The 18,413-nt window shown below is 66.4% G+C and carries 17 protein-coding genes; 8 read left to right on the top strand and 9 right to left on the bottom strand.

The features are described 5' to 3' along the window. Window positions 1-10 precede the first annotated feature (10 nt). Window positions 11-1,033 carry a methionine synthase gene (locus QOU61_RS25140; RefSeq protein WP_289653886.1) on the bottom strand — a complete coding sequence of 341 codons (1,023 nt, stop codon included), beginning with the start codon at window positions 1,031-1,033 and terminating at the stop codon, window positions 11-13. Window positions 1,034-1,154: 121 nt separating this feature from the next. On the opposite strand from QOU61_RS25140, the gene QOU61_RS25135 reads away from it, so the two are divergent. The 3 genes from QOU61_RS25135 (at window position 1,155) to QOU61_RS25125 (ending at window position 3,539) form a co-directional block, all read left to right on the top strand. Next, a complete protein-coding gene (locus QOU61_RS25135; protein WP_289653885.1) occupies window positions 1,155-1,859 on the top strand; it encodes a glutathione binding-like protein in 705 nt (234 codons plus the stop codon). A 94-nt stretch (window positions 1,860-1,953) separates the two neighbouring features. After that, complete coding sequence (locus tag QOU61_RS25130; RefSeq protein ID WP_289653884.1) at window positions 1,954-2,562, top strand: 2-hydroxychromene-2-carboxylate isomerase; 609 nt, start codon at window positions 1,954-1,956, stop codon at window positions 2,560-2,562. Next, window positions 2,562-3,539 carry an NADPH:quinone oxidoreductase family protein gene (locus QOU61_RS25125; protein WP_289653883.1) on the top strand — a complete coding sequence of 326 codons (978 nt, stop codon included), beginning with the start codon at window positions 2,562-2,564 and terminating at the stop codon, window positions 3,537-3,539. Before QOU61_RS25130 ends, QOU61_RS25125 begins: the two co-directional genes overlap by 1 nt. A gap of 96 nt (window positions 3,540-3,635) precedes the next feature. On the opposite strand, the gene QOU61_RS25120 is transcribed toward QOU61_RS25125, so the two are convergent. The 8 genes from QOU61_RS25120 to QOU61_RS25085 all read right to left on the bottom strand — a co-directional run bounded on the left by QOU61_RS25120 (window position 3,636) and on the right by QOU61_RS25085 (window position 13,767). Next, window positions 3,636-4,526 (bottom strand): crotonase/enoyl-CoA hydratase family protein, encoded by an 891-nt coding sequence (locus QOU61_RS25120; RefSeq protein WP_289653882.1) that lies wholly within the window; start codon window positions 4,524-4,526, stop codon window positions 3,636-3,638. 164 nt (window positions 4,527-4,690) lie between these two features. After that, on the bottom strand, window positions 4,691-6,112 hold the full coding sequence (locus QOU61_RS25115) for an amidase (protein WP_289653881.1): 1,422 nt from the start codon (window positions 6,110-6,112) through the stop codon (window positions 4,691-4,693). Beyond that, window positions 6,105-7,277, bottom strand: a complete 1,173-nt coding sequence (locus QOU61_RS25110) for a M20 aminoacylase family protein (protein WP_289653880.1) — start codon at window positions 7,275-7,277, stop codon at window positions 6,105-6,107. The genes QOU61_RS25115 and QOU61_RS25110 overlap by 8 nt, the downstream gene beginning before the upstream one ends. A 5-nt stretch (window positions 7,278-7,282) precedes the next feature. Further along, window positions 7,283-8,818 carry a M81 family metallopeptidase gene (locus tag QOU61_RS25105; RefSeq protein WP_289653879.1) on the bottom strand — a complete coding sequence of 512 codons (1,536 nt, stop codon included), beginning with the start codon at window positions 8,816-8,818 and terminating at the stop codon, window positions 7,283-7,285. Window positions 8,819-8,955: 137 nt separating this feature from the next. Beyond that, window positions 8,956-10,596, bottom strand: a complete 1,641-nt coding sequence (locus tag QOU61_RS25100; protein ID WP_289653878.1) for an ABC transporter ATP-binding protein — start codon at window positions 10,594-10,596, stop codon at window positions 8,956-8,958. Continuing rightward, window positions 10,593-11,483 (bottom strand): ABC transporter permease, encoded by an 891-nt coding sequence (locus QOU61_RS25095; protein ID WP_289653877.1) that lies wholly within the window; start codon window positions 11,481-11,483, stop codon window positions 10,593-10,595. Before QOU61_RS25095 ends, QOU61_RS25100 begins: the two co-directional genes overlap by 4 nt. 11 nt (window positions 11,484-11,494) lie before the next feature. Next, complete coding sequence (locus QOU61_RS25090; RefSeq protein WP_289653876.1) at window positions 11,495-12,436, bottom strand: ABC transporter permease; 942 nt, start codon at window positions 12,434-12,436, stop codon at window positions 11,495-11,497. A 200-nt stretch (window positions 12,437-12,636) separates the two neighbouring features. Next, a complete protein-coding gene (locus QOU61_RS25085; protein ID WP_289653875.1) occupies window positions 12,637-13,767 on the bottom strand; it encodes a M20/M25/M40 family metallo-hydrolase in 1,131 nt (376 codons plus the stop codon). A 295-nt stretch (window positions 13,768-14,062) separates the two neighbouring features. On the opposite strand from QOU61_RS25085, the gene QOU61_RS25080 reads away from it, so the two are divergent. The 5 genes from QOU61_RS25080 to QOU61_RS25060 are packed head-to-tail and all read left to right on the top strand — an operon-like array spanning window position 14,063 to window position 18,408. Next, the gene (locus QOU61_RS25080; protein WP_289653874.1) at window positions 14,063-15,661 is read left to right on the top strand and encodes an ABC transporter substrate-binding protein; all 1,599 of its coding nucleotides are present in this window, start codon (window positions 14,063-14,065) and stop codon (window positions 15,659-15,661) included. Between the two features lie 60 nt (window positions 15,662-15,721). After that, window positions 15,722-16,879, top strand: a complete 1,158-nt coding sequence (locus tag QOU61_RS25075; protein WP_289653873.1) for an amidohydrolase/deacetylase family metallohydrolase — start codon at window positions 15,722-15,724, stop codon at window positions 16,877-16,879. Window positions 16,880-16,923: 44 nt separating this feature from the next. Further along, window positions 16,924-17,244 (top strand): ArsR/SmtB family transcription factor, encoded by a 321-nt coding sequence (locus QOU61_RS25070; RefSeq protein ID WP_289653872.1) that lies wholly within the window; start codon window positions 16,924-16,926, stop codon window positions 17,242-17,244. After that, window positions 17,241-17,720, top strand: a complete 480-nt coding sequence (locus tag QOU61_RS25065; RefSeq protein ID WP_289653871.1) for an SRPBCC family protein — start codon at window positions 17,241-17,243, stop codon at window positions 17,718-17,720. Before QOU61_RS25070 ends, QOU61_RS25065 begins: the two co-directional genes overlap by 4 nt. Before the next feature lie 31 nt (window positions 17,721-17,751). Beyond that, window positions 17,752-18,408 (top strand): glutathione S-transferase family protein, encoded by a 657-nt coding sequence (locus QOU61_RS25060; RefSeq protein WP_289653870.1) that lies wholly within the window; start codon window positions 17,752-17,754, stop codon window positions 18,406-18,408. Window positions 18,409-18,413: the final 5 nt, after the last annotated feature.

Raw genomic sequence — 18,413 nt, 5'->3', positions numbered from 1 at the left:
GCGCTACAGATCAGCCGAACCGCTGCCGCGCCAGTTTTGCACCCGCGCCGAGCGCCATCAGCTTGGCATCCGCGATCTCGCGCCGCATCGGCGCCATGCCGCAATTGGTGGTCGCGATGACGTTTTCCTTCGGTACGAACTTTAGCACCGCCTCGATGGTCGCGGCCACATCCTCGGGCGTCTCGACGACGTCGCTCGCGACGTCGATCACGCCGGCCTGCACGACCTTGCCCGGCAGCAGCCCGAGCAATTCCAGCGGCACCTTGGAATTGCGGCACTCGATCGCAACCTGCCCAATCGCGCTCCTGTCGATGACGGGGAAGGTCTCTTCATATTGCCGCCATTCCGAGCCGAGCGTCTCTTTCCAGTCGGTGTTGGCCTTGATGCCGTAGCCGTAGCAGATATGCACGGCCGTGGCGCAGGTGAGGCCTTGCGCGGCACGCTCCAGCGCCGCGACGCCCCAGTCGCGGACCTCGGCCATGTAGACGTTGAAGGCGGGTTCGTCGAACTGGATCAGGTCGACGCCGTCGGCCTCGAGCGCCTTGGCCTCCTGGTTCAGCAGCTCGGCGAAGGCGAACGCCATCTTGATGCGGTCGCCGTAGTAACGATCCGCGATGGTGTCGACGATGGTCATCGGGCCGGGCAGGGTGAACTTCAGCCTGCGCGCGGTGTGGGCTCGCGCCGCGCGCGCCTCGTCGGCATGGACGCGGCCCTTGAGCGCGAGCGGCGCCACCACCTGCGGCACCATCGCCTTGTAGCGGTCTTTCCGGATGCCCATCTCGACCTTGTGGGCGAAGTCGATGCCGTCGATCTTCTCGAGAAAGCCGTGGACGAAATGCTGGCGCGCCTGCTCGCCCTCCGTCACGATGTCGATGCCGGCATCCTCCTGCGTTTTCAGCGCCAGCAGCGTGGCGTCGCGCTTGGCGCGGGCGAGCTCCTCTCCCTTTGACTTCCAGGGCGCCCACAGCATGTTCGGCTCGGCCAGCCATTCGGGCTTCGGCAGCGAGCCTGCGATCGTGGTCGGAAACAGCATGCGGGCCTCCCGGGATGTTCTCGTTGAGCGCTTGTCTGCCATGTCTTATGGTCAGCGTACAGAACAACAAAAGTCGCCCCTCGCTATTCCGCCACGGGGCGGCCTTTGGCAGGAAAAAATGATGATCGACCTCCATTATGCGCCGACGCCGAACGGCTGGAAAATCTCGATCATGCTCGAGGAACTCGGGATTCCCTATCAGGTCATTCCCGTCAATATCCGCGCCGGCGAGCAATTTCGTCCCGAATTCCTGGCGGTGAGCCCCAATAACCGGATCCCTGCGATCGTCGATCACGCGCCGTCGGATGGCGGCGCGCCGTTTTCGGTGTTCGAGACCGGGGCGATCCTGATCTACCTCGCCGAAAAGACCGGTCGCTTCCTGGCTTCCGATCTGCGCGGCCGCTCGAAAGCCATCCAATGGGTGATGTGGCAGATGGGGGGCCTGGGGCCAATGCTCGGCCAGCACGGCCATTTCGCGCTCTATGCGCCGGAGCAGATTCCTTACGCGATCGAGCGCTACCGCAGCGAAGCGGCGCGGCTCTATAGCGTGCTCGACCGCCAGCTCGGCAAGACCGGCGCTTACGTCGCAGGCTCCGACTATTCGATCGCCGACATCGCCTGTTTCCCCTGGACCATGACCCACAAGGCGCAGGGCTTTACGCTCGATGACTACCCCAACGTCAAGCGGTGGTACGCCGCGGTGCGCGCCCGGCCGCAGGTGCAGGCGGGGCTCGCGATCGGCAAGTTCGTCAAGGAGCCGTTCACCGAGGAAGAACGGCGCAACATGTTCGGCGAGCGGGCGAAGGAGCTCGTGGAGAAGAAGTGACTTTTTCTAACCTCTCCCCCGCAGGCGGGGAGAGGGAGCAAGACAGCGGCGCGCCGAGACACGCGTGCAACGAGGCAACCAAAGGAAAGCCCCCATGATCGAGTTCTTCTTCGATTGCTCCAGCCCATGGACCTATCTCGCGTTCCACAACATCCAGCCGCTCGCGAAGGAATTCGGGGAAGAGATTTCGTGGCGGCCGATCCTGGTCGGCGGCATCTTCAACACCGTCAACCCCAGCGTTTATGCTTCGCGCGAAACGCCGGTGCCGCTGAAGCAGCGCTATATGCTCAAGGACCTCGGCGACTGGGCGCGCTCGGCCGGGCTTGCCATCAAGATGCCGCCATCAGTGTTTCCCGTGAACAGCGTCAAGGCGATGCGTGGCTGCATCCTCTTGGGCAAGGAGATGGTGCCATTCGCGCGCGCCGTATTCGAGGCCTATTGGGGCGACGACAAGGACATCTCGCAGGACGCGGTATTGGCCGGCATTTGCGAGAAGGTCGGCGTCGATCCCAAGAAATTCTTCGACGGCATCGGTCAGCAGGCGATCAAGGACCAGCTCAAGGCCAACACCGACGAAGTGATGGCGCGCGGCGGCTTCGGCTCGCCGACCATCTTCGTGAACAAGACCGACATGTACTTCGGCAATGACCGCCTGCCGCTGATCCGCGGGGCGTTGGCACGCAGCAAGGAGCGTGCCGCTTAATGCCGAGAGCGGTCGTCTGCCGCGCGCTTGGGCCGCCGGAAGCACTGCGGCTGGAGGAGTTTTCGTCGTCGCCGCCGGCGCCGGGGCAGGTGCGTATTGCGGTGCGCGCCGCCGGCATCAATTTCCCTGACATCCTGATGGCGGCGGGCGAATACCAGCTCAAGCCCGAGCTGCCGTTCACGCCGGGGATGGAAGCTGCCGGCGACGTGATCGAGATCGGCGAAGGCGTACAGAGCGTTGCTGTTGGCGATCGCGTCATGGTCAAGATGCGCCACGGCGCTTACGCCAGCGAGGTTGTGGTGGCGCCCGCGCAACTCACGCCGCTGCCGTCGACCTTCGACTATGCGGAAGGGGCCACCTTCCTCGCCGCGCACGGCACGGCCCATCATGCCCTTGTCGATCGCGGCCAGCTCAAATCGAGCGAAGTGCTGCTGGTGCATGGCGCCGGCGGCGGCGTGGGCTTGGCCGCGGTCGAGATCGGCAAGCTCCTCGGCGCGACCGTGATCGCCGCCGCTTCGTCCGAGGAAAAGCTTAGCGTGGCCAAGGCCAAGGGCGCCGACCACCTCGTGCTCTATGCGCGCGAGCCGTTCCGCGACGCGGTCAAGCGCATCACCGAGGGCCGCGGCGCCGACGTGGTGTTCGATCCCGTGGGCGGGGAGATTTTCGAGAACAGCCTGCGCTGCATCGCCTGGGGCGCGCGGCTGCTGGTGATCGGCTTCACCGGCGGCATCGGCGTGGCGCGCACCAACCTGCTGCTGATCAAGGGCGCGGCCGTCCTCGGTGTCCGCGCCGGCGAAGCCGCGCGCAGGGACCCGGCGCTGGGAGAGGCGCGATTGAATGCGCTGCTCGCATGGGCGGAAGAAGGGAAGGTGCGCCCCAACATCTCGCACCGCCTGCCGCTTGCAGACTACGCGGCCGCGATGCGGCTCCTGATCGAGCGCAAGGCGATCGGCCGCGTGGCGCTGATGATGGGATAGCTGTCGTCGTTCCGGGATGGTGCGCAAGCACCAGACCCGGAACCTCGAGATTCCGGGTTCGATGCTTTGCATCGCCCCGGAATGACCGCTTCGCGGTCACCGATACCCGCGTTCATCCCACCACGGGAAATAATCCGGCATGTCCGACGAGACCTTGTTCCTGAACGCCGCGGGGCGTTTCTCGAGGAATGCCATCACGCCTTCCTTGACGTCTTCCGATCGGCCGCGGGTGTAGATGCCGCGGCTGTCGACCTTGTGCGCTTCCATCGGGTCGTCGGCCCCGAGCATGCGCCACATCATCTGCCGGATCAGCGCGACCGACACCGGTGCGGTCTTCTCGGCGATCTCCTTTGCCAGTGCGCGGGCGGTCGGCAGCAATTGGTCCGGCGGCACCACGCGGCTGACGAGGCGTCCCGCGAGCGCTTCCTGCGCCGGGAACACGCGCCCTGTGTAGCACCACTCCAGGGCCTGGGAGATGCCGACGATGCGCGGCAGGAACCAGCTCGAGGCCGCTTCCGGCACGATGCCGCGCTGGGAGAACACGAAGCCGAAGCGCGCGGCTTCGCTGGCGATGCGGATATCCATGGCAAGCTGCATGGTGACGCCGATGCCGACCGCAGGCCCGTTCACCGCCGCGATCACCGGCTTTAGGCATTTGAAGATGCGCAGCGTGACTTGGCCGCCGCCGTCGCGCACGTTGGGGTCGCTGTAGTCGACCTTGCCGCTCGCGAGCCGCTTGACCGGCCCGCGCCTTGCGTCGCGGTCGAAGGTGTCGGCGCCGGAGGAGAGGTCGGCGCCGGCGCAGAAGGCGCGGCCCGCGCCGGTGACGATGATGGCGCGGACGTTGTCGTCCTTGTCGGCCGCATCGAACGCCTCGATCAGCTCGCGCTGCATGGCGGCGTTGAAGGCGTTGAGCTTGTCGGGGCGGTTCAGCGTGATGGTGAGGATCTGCTCGGAGAGCTCGCAGGTGATGGTTTCATAGGCCATGGGTCCCTCCCTGTGGTTTCCTGTTTGAGTTGGACCGTCATTGCGGGATGCGCCGCAAGGCGCAGACCACAGGTGCGCAATTGCGCACCGGGGAATCTCGATCAACAGATCGTGGCACCAGATTCCGGGGTTCGACACTTCGTGCCGCCCCGGAATGACCTAGGTCACTTCTTCGGCGGCTTCGGCCAAGGCCGTTGCGCGCCGCGCAGGCCCTCGAACGCCTTGGCCATGCCGAGCACGCCGAGATCGTCGAAGCGGCGGCCGATGATCTGTACGCCGATCGGAAAGCCCTTGTCGTCATAGCCGCCATTGATCGACAGCGCCGGGTTCTCCGCCATGTTCCACGGCACGGTGTAGCAGATGTGCTCGAACGGCTTGTCCGGATCGTTGATCGGGGCGGCGAACTCGGCCGGGAAATTCACCACCGGCGACACCGGCGAGATCACGTAGTCGAGGTCGGAGAACAGCTTTGCGGCTGCTGCGCGGATCGCCATGGTGGCGTTGAAGCCCCTGATCACGTCGACGCCCGACAGCTTCGCGCCGCGCTCGCCCCATTTGTAGATATAGGGCAGTGTCTTGGCGCGCTGTTCGGGCGAGAGCTTCGACAGCTCGTCCCACATCCGCGCGCGCCAGAAATTGTCGAGCCCGTCGAGGATTTCCCGGGTCATGATGCCGTCGACCTCGGTGATGACGGCGCCGGCCTGCTCGAAGGCCTTGGCGGCCTTGACCACGGTATCGCGCACCGGCTTCTCCAGCGCCTGGCCGACGCCGGCATTCAGCATGAGGCCCAGCCTGAGCTTGCGCGGCGATTTCTCCACCACCTTCCAGTTGATGTCGTTGGGCGGCAGGCTCATGCCGTCGCGCCGGTCGGGCTTCGACAGCACGCTCATCATCAGCGCGGCGTCGTCGACGGTGCGGGTCATCGGTCCGGCGACGCGGCCGACATAGGGCGGATCGATCGGAACGCGCCCGAGGCTCGGCTTCAGCGCAACCAGGCCGCACCAGGTAGCCGGCAGCCGCACCGAGCCGCCGATGTCGGTGCCGAGATGCAGCGGACCGTAGCCCGCCGCGCCGGCGGCACCCGCGCCGGCGCTGGACCCGCCGGGGTTCTTGGCCAGATCCCACGGATTGCGCGTCAGCGGATGGAAGCTGGAAAGCCCCGACGACAGCATGCCGTAATCGGGCATCGTGGTCTTGCTGAAGATCACGGCGCCGGCTTCGCGCAGACGCGCCGCCGGCGGCGCATCGACCGCCGCGGGAACCAGCGGCAGGCTCGCGGTGCCGAGCGGCACCGGCTGGCCCTTGGTGGCGATATTGTCCTTGATGGTGGCGGGGACGCCGTCGAGCATGCCGCTCGGCTCGCCCTTCTGCCAGCGCTCGGTCGAGGCCTTCGCCACCGCGCGGGCGGCATCGGGATCGAACAGATAGAGCGCCTTGATGTGCGGCTCCCATGCCGCGACCAGCGCGAGCACTTCTTCCAGCACTTCCGACGGCGAAAACTGCCTGGCGCGATAGCCCGCGATCAGGTCGCCTGCGGAAAGATCGTGAAGCGAGGTGACGGCGTCGTGAGCGGTGGGCTTATGCATGGGAGTTTGCCGGCATACGGGTTTCGATGATGCGGGCGAACATGCTGGCGCCGATCGGCAGGATCTTGTCGTCGAGCACGTAACCTGGGTTATGCAGTGGCACCGAGCCGTCATGGCCGATCCAGAAATAGGCGCCGGGCACCTTCTGGGTCATGTCGGCGAAATCCTCGCTGCCCATCTTCGGCTGCGGCCGCACCATCACCTTGGCGGGATCGACCACGGTGCGCGCGACGTCGGCGACGACGCGGGACTGCTCCTCCTCGTTGACCAGCACGCTGAAGGTGTCGCGGATGTCGGCTATGATCTCGACCTCGTGCGCGGCGGCGACGCCGGCGCAGATCGCGCGCATGCGCTGGCGGATCAGCGCGCGCACCTCGTCGGAGAAGGCGCGCACCGTGCCGCACAGCTTCGCCTCGCCCGGAATCACGTTATAGGCCGAGCCGGCGTGGATCTGGGTGATCGACACCACCGCGGCCTGCAGCGGATCGACGTTGCGGCTGACGATGGTCTGCAACGCCTGCGCCAGCGTGGTCGCGATCACCACCGCGTCCTTGGAGCGCTCGGGCATCGCGCCATGGGCGCCGTAGCCGTTGATGGTGATATCGAAGAAATCGGCCCCCGCCATTGCCGGGCCCGGCAGGATCGCGATCTCGCCATGGTTGAGGTCGGGCGCGTTGTGCAGGCCGTAGATCTCGTCGCAGGGGAATTTCTCGAACAGCCCGTCCTTGATCATGGCGCGCGCGCCGCCAAGGCCTTCTTCCGCCGGTTGGAAGATGAAATGCACGGTGCCGTCGAAGTTGCGCGTCTCCGCCAGATAGCGCGCGGTGCCCAGCAGCATCGTGGTGTGGCCGTCATGGCCGCAGCCGTGGAAGCGGCCGGGAATGGTGGAGCGCCATTTCAGGTTGGTGTTCTCCTCGATCGGCAGCGCGTCCATGTCGGCGCGAAGCCCGATGCGCTTGTCGCCATTGCCCTGGCCCTTGAGCACGCCAACCACGCCGGTGCCGCCCAGGCCGCGATGGACCTCGATGCCCCATTGCGTGAGCTTCTCGGCGACGATCCCCGAGGTGCGCACCTCCTCGAAGCCGATCTCGGGATGGGCGTGCAGGTCGCGCCGAATCGCGGTGAGCTCGTCGGCGAAGCGTTCGATGCTTTCGATCGTTGGCATGGTTGTTATCCGGTTGCAGAAGAGGAGGGGCGGGATCGGGCAGGCGGGGCGAAGGCGGGTCCGTTCGGCTTGATGCGGATGCCCGGGCGCAGCCGCGTCCACGGCAGCGCCGCGGTGTCGGCCGGCATCGCGCCGGGCGCGGCGCAGATCAAAAGTTTTGCGGCGATCGGCTCGAAATCGGCGCGGAAATGCACCGAGCTCTTGTTGACCAGGATGGCCTGTTCGGTCGGTTCGATGCCGACATAACGATACATCGCCTGGTCCGCAAGCTGCGCCTTGTGCGAGGAGACGACGACCCTGACGTCGTCGATCCGCAGGCACGCCGACGGCCCCATGTCCATGTCGCGGCCGCCATAGTAGGGACCGGGCGCGGCGAATTTTCCGTCCGACAGCTTTTCGACGACGAAGCTCTCCGTATATGGCGCGTCGCCCGGGATACCCGACTTGCCGCCGAGCGAAAGCGTGACGGCTGCGCCTTCGCCGGCTTCATGGGCGGCGCGGGCTGACGCCGGATCGAAGATCACGCCATGCGCGGCGCGACTCGCTTTGTTGCGCACCAGCGCGCGCAGCATGCCGGTGGTGTCGGAATCGCCGCCGGCGCCCGGATTGTCCTGGGTGTCGGCGATCACGATCGGCTTGGTCGCGGTCTTCGAAAGCTCCATCGCGTGGCGCACGCCGTCGTCCGGCGAATAGATCGGGCCGTCGAAATCGTCCTCGTGGCTTTCGACCAGGGCTGCGATCGCGTCGGCTGCCGCGTCGGCGTCGGCCTGCGTCCTGCCATAGGCGAACACGCTCGGCGCGCAATGCTCGAAATCGGCGGCCGGAAAACCCGGCGCAAAGGACAGCGTCGGCACCGCCGCGCTCTCCAGCGCGGCAAGCTTCCGGTAGATGGCTCGGGTCGGCTCGTCGTTGGTGCACTGCCAGCTGATCGGAATCAGGAACGGCAGTTGCCGGAACGCCCGGGCGAAGCGCTGCTTGGTCTTCAGGAGCAGCGCGAGGTGCCGCGCGGCGGCGCGGCCGGTGTCGGCCATATCGACATGGGGATAGGTGCGGTAGGCGATCAGCGCATCGGCATGTGCGACCATCTCGGGCGTCACATTGGCGTGCAGGTCGAGGCTTGCGACCAGCGGCAGGTCGCGGCCGATCGCTTTCCGCACGCGTGCGAGCAATTCGCCCTCGCCGTCGTCGAGATGCTCGGTCACCATGGCGCCGTGCAGGTCGAGGTAGACGGCGTCGAGGGGACCGGCCGCGGCGATGCCGTCGATCATCACCTTGACGATGCGTTCATAGGCGTCGCGGGTGACATGGGCGCAGGGGCTGGCGCCGCAGGCGATGGTCGGGACCAGCTCCCAGCCGTTGTCTTCCGCCGCGCCGACGAAGCCGGCCAGCCCCACATTGATGTCGCGCATCACCTTGAGCACGTCGGCGCCGGTCGTCATCGACGGCCAGCCGCCGCCATGCACGAAGTCGTCATAGGTCGCCTTCGTCGGTGCGAAGGTGTTGGTCTCGTGCAAAAATCCGCCGACGGCGATGCGGGTCATCAATCAGGTCTCGCGCGATGTTGTCGCGACGTTAAGCGCGCTTGCGCGGGATAGGCAAGCATCGGAGCAATTCCGTTTTGCATGAGACATGGGCGTACGCCTTTGGGCGTAGGGATTATTCCGCGCCGCAATGACAATCACGCCTCGATCTGCGCTGAGGAAACCGGCCGAAAGTTGGCGAAGTCCCAGCCCCGCCCCGGTGCGGCGTCGAGCAGCGCGCGGGTGTAGGCCTCGCGCGGTCGGGTGAGGATTTCCGCGGCCGGCCCCTGTTCGACGACACGCCCATGCTGCATCACCGCGACGTCATCGCAGATCTGTGCTGCGACCCTCAAGTCATGGGTGATGAACAGGAGCGCGATGCCAAGCCGCGTCTGGATTTCGTCGAACAGTTCCAGGACCTGCGCCTGCACCGACACGTCGAGCGCCGAGACCGCTTCGTCGGCAACCAGTACGTCGGGATCGAGCGCGAGCGCCCGCGCGATCGCGATGCGCTGGCGCTGGCCGCCGGAGAACTGGTGCGGATAGCGCGACACCGCATCCGGCGGCAGGTCGACCAGCTCGAGCAGCTCGCGCGCCCGATCGAGCGCCTGCGCGCGCGGCATGCCGTAGTTGACCGGGCCTTCCGCGATGCTTTCGCCGACCGTGACGCGCGGGTTGAGCGAGCGATAGGGGTCCTGGAACACGATCTGGATGCGCTTCCTGTGCGGCTGCAACAGCCGCCGCGACAGGTCGGAGATCTCGCGGCCCGCGAGCCGGATGCCGCCCGAGGTCGGATCGATCAGGCGAACGATGCAGCGTGCCACCGTCGACTTGCCCGAGCCGCTTTCGCCGACGATGCCGAGCGTGCGGCCCTTGCGCAAGGTGAGGGTGACGTCTTTCGCCGCGGCGACCTCCCGTTGCCGGCCGAACATCGAGCGTTCCCGATAGATCTTGCCGAGCTCGGTCGTCTCCAGCACGATCGGTTCGCTGGTTTCGCCGCGCGGCGGGCGCGGCACCAGGCTCGGCACCGCCGAGAGCAGATTGCGGGTATATTCCATCGCGGGATTGCGCAGGATCGTATCGAGCGATCCGGTCTCGACCAGCCGTCCGCCGCGCATCACGGCGACGCGGTCGGCAATCTCGGCGACCACGCCCATGTCGTGGGTGATGAACAGCACCGCGGTGCCGTGATCGCGCTGCAGGTCACGGATCAGGGTGAGGATCTGCTTTTGCGTGGTGACGTCGAGCGCGGTGGTGGGCTCGTCCGCGATCAGGAGTTTCGGTTCGAGCACCAGCGCCATCGCGATCATGATGCGCTGGCGCTGGCCGCCCGAGACCTGGTGCGGGTAGGCGGCGAAGATGCGCGCCACTTCCGGCAGCCGCACCTGCTCCATCATGGCGAGGATGCGCTGGCGCCGCGCGCGGGCGTCGAGCGTGGTGTGGGCGCGCAGCACCTCGTCGATCTGGCGGCCGACCGGCACGACGGGATTGAGCGCCGTCATCGGCTCCTGGAAGATCATCGCCATGGTGGTGGCGCGCAATTGCCGCAGGCGGCGGTCGCTTGCCTTGAGCAGCTCCTCGCCGACCAGTGTGATGCTGCCCGAGGTCGGCACCAGCGCGTTCTTCTGCAGCAGGCCCATGATCGTCAGAGACGTCACCGATTTGCCTGAGCCGCTCTCGCCGACGACGCACAGCGTCTCGCCGGCACCGACTTGAAGCGACACGCCGTCGATGATGCGCGTCGCCTCCGGATCGCGGCCGAGGTTGACGACGAGGTTGTCGACTGAGAGGACGCTCATTTGCCGGACCCGCGCTGCTTCATGCGGGGATCGAGCGCGTCGCGCGCGGCGTCCCCGATCAGGTTGACGCTCAGGATCGCGATCGACAGCAACAGTCCCGGCCAGAAGATCAGCGACGGCTTGATCTGGAAGAAGGCGCGGCCCTCCGCCATGATGTTGCCCCAGGTCGGCGTCTCCGGGCTGATGCCGGCGCCGAGGAAGGACAGGATCGCCTCGGTCAGGATCGCGGAAGCGCAGACATAGGTGCCTTGCACGATCAGCGGCGCGATCGTGTTCGGCATCAGATGCCGCACCATGATCTTCGGCAGGCCGGAGCCGACCGAGATCGCAGCCTCCACATAGGGCTCCTCGCGCGCCGACAGCACGACTGCGCGCACCAGCCGCGCCACGCGCGGGATTTCGGGGATGGTGATTGCGACCATCACGGTCCACGGGCTGGCGCCCGACAGCGACACCACCGCGATCGCCAGCAGGATGCTCGGGATCGCCATCAAGCCGTCCATGACCCGCATCAAGACCGCGTCGACCCAGCGGAAGAAGCCGGAGACGAGCCCGATCACGAGCCCGATGGCCGTGGAGAAGATCGCGGCGCCCAGCCCGATCAGCAGCGAGACGCGGCCGCCATAAATGATGCGCGACAACAGGTCGCGGCCATAACCGTCGGTGCCGAGCAGGAACTGAGCGCTGGCTGGTTTCAGCCGCTGGGAGGGCGCGAGCAGCACCGGATCGTGCGGCGCGAGCCAGGGCGCGGCGATCGACATGGCTATGATAAGCACGAGGCAAAGGGTGGCGACCGCGATGATCGGCGACGACGTCAGGAAGCCGAGCCGGGGCTGCAGCGGCGTCGTGACCGGGATCGACGGTTCGGGGAGGGTTTCGATCGCCATCGCTCGCGCCCTCAGTACCTGATCCTGGGATCGAGCAGCGTATAGGCGACGTCGATTATCAGGTTGACGGCCACATAGATCAGCGAGGTCAGAAGGATCATCGCCTGGATCACCGGATAGTCGCGCGCCAGCACCGCATCGACGGTGAGGCGGCCGATGCCCGGCAGGTTGAACACGCTTTCGGTGACGACGACGCCGGAGATGAGCAGCGCAAAACCGTTGCCGATCACGGTGATGACGGGCACGGCGGCATTGCGCAGGCCGTGCCGCAGCAGCACGGCGGCCTCACCGATGCCCTTGGCGCGCGCGGTCCGCACATAATCCTCGCCCAGCACGTCGAGCATCGAGGCCCGCGTCATGCGGGCGATCAGCGCGACATAGATGAAGGACAGGGTGAAGGTGGGCAGGACGATGCGCTCGAAGAACGGGCCGAAGCCGGAGGCGAGGCTGCGAAAACCCTGCACCGGCAGCCAGCGCAGATCGATCGCGAAGATCTGGATCAGGACATAGCCGACCACGAACACCGGCACCGAGAAGCCGAGCACGGAGAGCCCCATCACGAAGCGATCGATCCAGGTGCCGTGCCGCCAGGCCGCGATCACGCCGAGTGGCACCGCAATGAGGATCGACAGGATGATGGTGGAGAGCGCGATCGAGAGCGAGGGCTCGACGCGCTGGCCGATCATCTTCAAGACCGGCACGTTGGAGATCAGGGAGACGCCGAGATCGCCATGCAGCAGTTTGCCGATCCAGGTGAAGAACTGGGCATAGAGCGGCTCGTTGAGGCCGAGCGAGCTGCGGATGCGTTCGAGCTGTTCGGGCGTGGCGTTCTCGCCGGCGAGGATCGCGGCGGGATCGCCGGGGGTAAGCCGCAGCAGCAGGAACACGACCAGCGCCACCACGCCCATCACGGGAATGGCAGCCAGCATGCGGCGCAGCAGATATAGGAGCACGCTCGTCCCTCACTCCAGTGCAACCCGCCAGGACGGTTGCCGCCGCTCTTTGTTCCCCGCTGCCAGAATAACACGCAGCAAGACCTGTGCCATTGTCGTTAAGGCTGAGGGCCGCCAATGGCAGCGCCCCGGCCGGCACTTTCCGCGGCGCGGGAAATGGCCGAGGAGTTCCGGCTATGCCGAACAGCCTTGGGCGCTTGTTATTCCAGCGTGGCGAGCAGCCCCGCCATCAGCCGGCCGCGCTCGGCGAGGCTTTCCACGATGATGTGCTCGTTGAGGGTATGCGCGTCGGCGCCGCGGACGCCGAGCCCGTCGAGCGTCGCGACCCCCATCGCACCGGTGAAATTGCCGTCGGAGCCGCCGCCCGCGCTGCCATGGGGCAGCTCCATGCCGAGATCCCGGGCGATGCCGCGCGCCTTCTCGTAAAGCGCCATGGTGCCCTCATTCGGCTCCCACACCGGGCGGGTGACGCCGCGGGTCACCTTGAACGTCACGTCGTCGGAGGAGCCTGACAGAGCGAGCATCCTCTCGACGCCGCGATCGAGGTCGGCCTGGCGCTTGGCCATGCTGAGCGCCTCGCCGGTACAGGTGGTGGCGACGCAGTTCACCCATTGCCCGCCACGCACGACGCCGACCGAGAAGGTGCAGTCGTCGGTGGTCATCGCGTCGATGGCGATGATCTGCCGCGCCATCTCGCGGATCGCCGATCGCCCGGCGGACAGTGTGGCGCCGGCATGGCTCGGTCGTCCCGTTGCCTCGAGGTTGAAGCGCGCGATGGCATAGCGGCCGGTGACGACGCCGTTGTTGGGCCGGCCGGGCTCCGGCACCAGCACGTATTTGTTGCGCGCGGCTTCCGCCTCGATGAGGTCTCGTGTCGAGGGGGTGCCGACCTCCTCGTCGGGCGTGAACATCACGGTGATCGGCAGCGGCGTGGTGAAGGCGGCGCGCGCCAGTTGCCGGATCGCTTCCAGCGCCAGATAGCTGCCGCCCTTCATGTCGAAGATGCCGGGGCCGTAGCATTTGTCGCCTTCGCGCCGCCATTTGAGTTTTTCCAGCGTGCCGAGGGGATGCACCGTGTCGAAATGGCCGGCGATCAGGATTCCCGGCTCGCCCTGTTTCGGATGCGGGAAGCGGGCGCGGACGCAGCCGGCGAAGCCCTGGCGGCCGGCGATACGCTCGATGGTCGCGCCCATGATCGCCATGTCGCGCGCGGCGATGTCGAGCATGCGTTCGACCGCGCTCGCATCCCAGGTCGGGCTTTCACATTCGACCCAGGTTCGCAGGCCCTGCAGCATGGTTTCGGAATCGAAGGGAAGATTGGCTGGATTCATCTTGCTTCTCGATGTTTTTTTGACGGCGTTCGCATCCCGCCTTACGTGAAAGAGCCGCGCGTAATTTGTAAAGTGAAAGATGCGTGGGCCTGAGCCGGCGTCCAAATCGCGATTGACGCGCAAGGCGCTTGATGCAAGTCTCAAATACCCAAAGTTTACAGCGCGTTAGTTCGCGCAATCGCAGCAGCCAACCGCCTAAAGCCTAATCGCCCAACGCAAAGGCTCAATGCACAATCCGTCAGCGGATCCACCCCCGTTCCAAGCGATAACCCCGTTTGCAGTCAGGAGAGATCGAATGTCCCCCATTGCGCGCTGGAAGCATCTTGCGGTCGCATCGGCGCTGTCGGCCGCGGCGCTTGCGCTTGCCTCGCCGGTGCTTGCCGCCGGCAAGACGATCACCGCGGTGATGCATTCCGACCTGCGCATCATCGATCCGATCTTCACCACCGCCTATATCTCGCGCGACCACGGCTACATGGTCTACGACACGCTGGTCGCGACCGATTCCAATTTCAAGATCCAGCCGCAGATGGCGGACTGGAAGGTTTCCGACGACAAGCTCACCTATACCTTCACGCTGCGCGACGGGCTGAAATGGCATGACGGAACGCCGGTCACGGCGGAGGATTGCGTCGCCTCGCTGAAGCGATGGGCCAAGGTCGACGGCATGGGCCAGAAGCTGATGGATTTCACCGCGAGCCTCGAGGCCACCGACGCCAGGACCATCACGCTGAAATTGAAGGAGCCATATGGCCTGGTGCTGGAATCGATCGGCAAGCCGTCCTCGCGCGTGGCGTTCATGATGCCGAAGCGGCTTGCCGAGACGCCGCCGGACAAGCAGATCCCCGAGCAGATCGGCTCCGGCCCGTTCAAGTTTGTCGCGAGCGAGTTCCAGCCGGGCGTGAAGGCGGTCTATGAGAAGAACCCTGACTATGTGCCGCGCAAGGAGCCCGCGAGCTGGACCTCCGGCGGCAAGGTGGTGAAGGTCGATCGCGTCGAGTGGGTTACCATGGCGGATGCGCAGACTGCCGTGAACGCGCTGCAGTCCGGCGACATCGATTTCATCGAGAACCCGCCTTTCGATCTGCTGCCGGTGCTGGAGGCCAACCCCGAGCTGAAAGTGCAGACGCTGAACAAGTTCGGCTTCCAGACGCTCGGGCGGATGAACTTCCTGTATCCGCCCTTCGACAATGTGAAGGTGCGGCGGGCGGCGTTGCTGGCGATCGGCCAGAAGGACGTGCTCGACGCACTGGTCGGCAATCCGAAATACTACATGGTCTGCGGCGCCTTCTTCGTCTGCGGCACGCCGCTCGAGACCGAAGTCGGAGCCGAAACCCTGATCAAGGGCAACGGCATGGCGCAGGCCAAGAAGGCGCTCGCCGAGTCCGGCTATGACGGCACGCCGGTCGTGATCATGGCGCCCGGCGACGTCGTGGTGCTGAAGGCGCAGCCGATCGTCGTCGCGCAGCAATTGCGTGAGGCCGGCTTCAAGGTCGATCTGCAGGCCACCGACTGGCAGACCGTGGTGAGCCGCCGCGCCAGCCAGAAGCCGCCGAAAGAGGGCGGCTGGAACATGTTCTTCACCAACTGGGTCAGCGCCGACGTCGACAATCCCGTGTCGAACCTGTCGATCGGCGGGCAGGGCAAGAACGGCGGCTGGTTCGGCTGGGCCGAGGATGCCAAGATCGAGAAGCTGCGCGACCAGTTCGCGCGCGCTGCCTCGCTCGACGACAAGAAGAAGATCGCGACCGAGCTTCAGCAGGAAGCCTACGACCAGGTGATCTATGTCCCGCTCGGCCAGTATCTGGCGCCGAGCGCGTGGCGGAAGTCGCTGTCGGGCGTGCTCGACGGTCCGGCGACGCCGATCTTCTGGAACATCGACAAGAGCGAGTAGGCGGACGGCCGGCACCACGGCCCCGGCCCTCGGCTGCGGCCCTCTCTCTCGGAGATCACAATGCCGTTCGATCTGATCCTGCGCGGCGGGCGGGTGATCGATCCGTCGCAGAAGCTTGATGCCACGACCGACGTCGCCTTCGCTGGCGGCAAGGTCGCCGCGGTCGGTCGCGAGCTGAAGGCCGGTCCGGAAACGGAGGTGCGCGACGTCTCGGGCCTGATCGTCACGCCCGGGCTGATCGACCTGCACACCCATGTCTATTGGGGCGGCACCTCGCTCGGCATCGACGCGGAAGAATTCTGCCGCGCCTCCGGCGTCACCACCGCGGTCGACACCGGCAGCGCCGGTCCGGGCAATTTCGCCGGTTTCCGCAAGCATGTGATCGAGCCGAGCGAGGTGCGCATTCTCGCCTATCTCCACGTCTCGCATGCCGGCATCTTCGGCTTCTCCAATCGCGTCATGGTCGGCGAGAGCGAGCAGCTGCGGCTGATGGACCCGATCACGGCGGCCGAAGTGGCGGACGCCAACCGCGACCTCATCGTCGGCATCAAGGTGCGGGTCGGCCTCCACGCCTCGGGCACGTCGGGGATCGTGCCGCTCGAGATCGCGCTTGAAGTCGCCGAACAGGTCGGCATGCCCCTGATGTGCCATATCGATCATCCGCCGCCGAGCTACGAGGAGGTGGTGGCGCGCCTGCGGCCCGGCGACGTGCTGACGCACGCCTTCCGGCCGTTCCCCAATACGCCGGTCACCGCGCAGGGCACGGTGAAGCGGGTCGTGCTCGATGCGCGCGAGCGCGGCGTGCTGTTCGACATCGGCCACGGCAAGGGCTCGTTCGCGTTCAGGACGGCGCGCGCGATGCTCGCCAACGGCTTTCTTCCGGACACCATCTCCTCCGACATTCACAAGCTGTGCATCGACGGCCCGGTGTTCGACCAGGTGACCACGATGTCGAAATTCCTCTGCATGGGCATGGCGCTTGGCGACGTGGTGGCGGCATCGACCGTCAATGCGGCGATGGCGCTGCGCCGTCCCGAGCTCGGCAGCCTGAAGCCGGGCAGCGTCGGCGACGCCACGCTCATCAGCGTCAAAGAAGGCCGGTTCGACTATGTCGACGTGGTCGGCGAGCACATGACGGGGGACCGCAAGATCGCGTCCGAGGGCGTGGTGATCGGCGGCCTCTGGTGGCACCCGAGGCACGCCTCGGAGGCGGGATAGCCGGGCCGCTTGACATCTCCGTTAGCGTTGGCTTACCGTAAGTCATGACTTACGGAAGCGCCCTGGCAGTGCTGGCTGATCCGACGCGGCGTGCGGTGCTGGAACGCCTTCGCGGCGGTCCACGTCCGGTGAAGGCGATCGCCGAGGGCCTGCCGGTCTCGCGGCCCGCAGTGTCGCAACATCTGAAGGTGCTGAAAGAGGCGGGCCTCGTCGAGGAGCGCAGCGAGGGCGTGCGCCGGATCTATTCGGTGAGGCGTGAGGCGCTGCTGGAACTGCGGGCCTGGCTCGACAGCTTCTGGGCCGATGCGCTCGACGCCTTCAGGCTGGAAGCCGAACGATCCCACAAGGCAAAGAGGAGCAGATGAGCGATCATTTCGTCATTGCGCCGGTGCGCAAGTCAGTCAATGTGAAGGCGCCGATCGATCACGCCTTCGAGGTGTTCACCGCAGGGCTCGCGCGCTGGTGGCCGCTCGATCACACCATCGGCAAGAAGCCGGCCAAGACCGTGAAGATCGAGCCGCGGGTCGGCGGCCGCTGGCTGGAAATCGCCGAGGACGGCACCGAGACCCGCGCCGGGACCATCACGGTATGGGAGCCGCCGCACCGGCTGGTGCTGCTGTGGCAGATCAACGCGCAATGGCAGCCTGACGTCACCATGAAATCCGAGGTCGAGGTGCGCTTCACCGCCGAGGGCGCCGAGGCGACGCGCGTCGACCTTCTGCACCACAAGTTCGAGACCATGGGCCGCGAGGGCGGCGAATCCATGCGCAAGGACGTCGACGGCGGCTGGCCGGGCCTGCTGGAGCGCTTTGCCCAGGAAGCGGGGCAGGGCGGGCGCTGACGCAGACGATCAAGCAGCGAGGAGAAGCACGATGTCGTTCACAGTCCATTCGATTCCCGGCAGCCCGTTCGGCCGCGCCGTGCTCGCGATGCTGGAGGAGAAGGGGGCGCCGTATTCCTTGGCGCCGGTCGCCCCGGGCATGCTGCGCTCGCCGGAGCACCTGGCGCGGCACCCGTTCGGCCGCGTGCCGGTGCTCGATCACGGCGATTTCCGCCTCTACGAGACCCAGGCGATCCTGCGCTATCTCGATCGCGTGCTGCCGACGCCTGCGCTGACGCCGGCCGATCCGAAGCGCGCCGCGCGCATGGACCAGGCGATGAACGTCAACGACTGGTACCTGTTTCACGGCGTCGGCAACGTCATCATCTTCCACCGCGTGATCAGCCCGCGCGTCATGGGGCTGGCGCCGGACGAGGCCGCGATCGCGGCCGCGATGCCGAAGGCGCGCACCGTATTCAACGAGCTCGCGCATTTGCTGGGCGGCCAGGACTATTTTGCGGGAGATACGCTGTCGCTCGCGGATCTGCTGCTGGCCCCGCATGTCGAGTTCTTCTCGATGGTGCCGGAATGGACCGAGCTCGGCGCGCCGCACGCCAATCTGGTGACATGGCTGAAGCGCATGCAGGCGCGCCCGAGCCTGCAGACCACGACCTGGGAGCGCGTCAGCGCGCTCGCCAAGGCGGCGTAGTCGTA

This window comes from Bradyrhizobium sp. NP1 (genome assembly GCF_030378205.1).
Taxonomy (GTDB): Bacteria; Pseudomonadota; Alphaproteobacteria; order Rhizobiales; family Xanthobacteraceae; genus Bradyrhizobium.
Note: the sequence above shows the minus strand (reverse complement) of the source record. Positions and strands in the feature narration are given on the sequence as shown.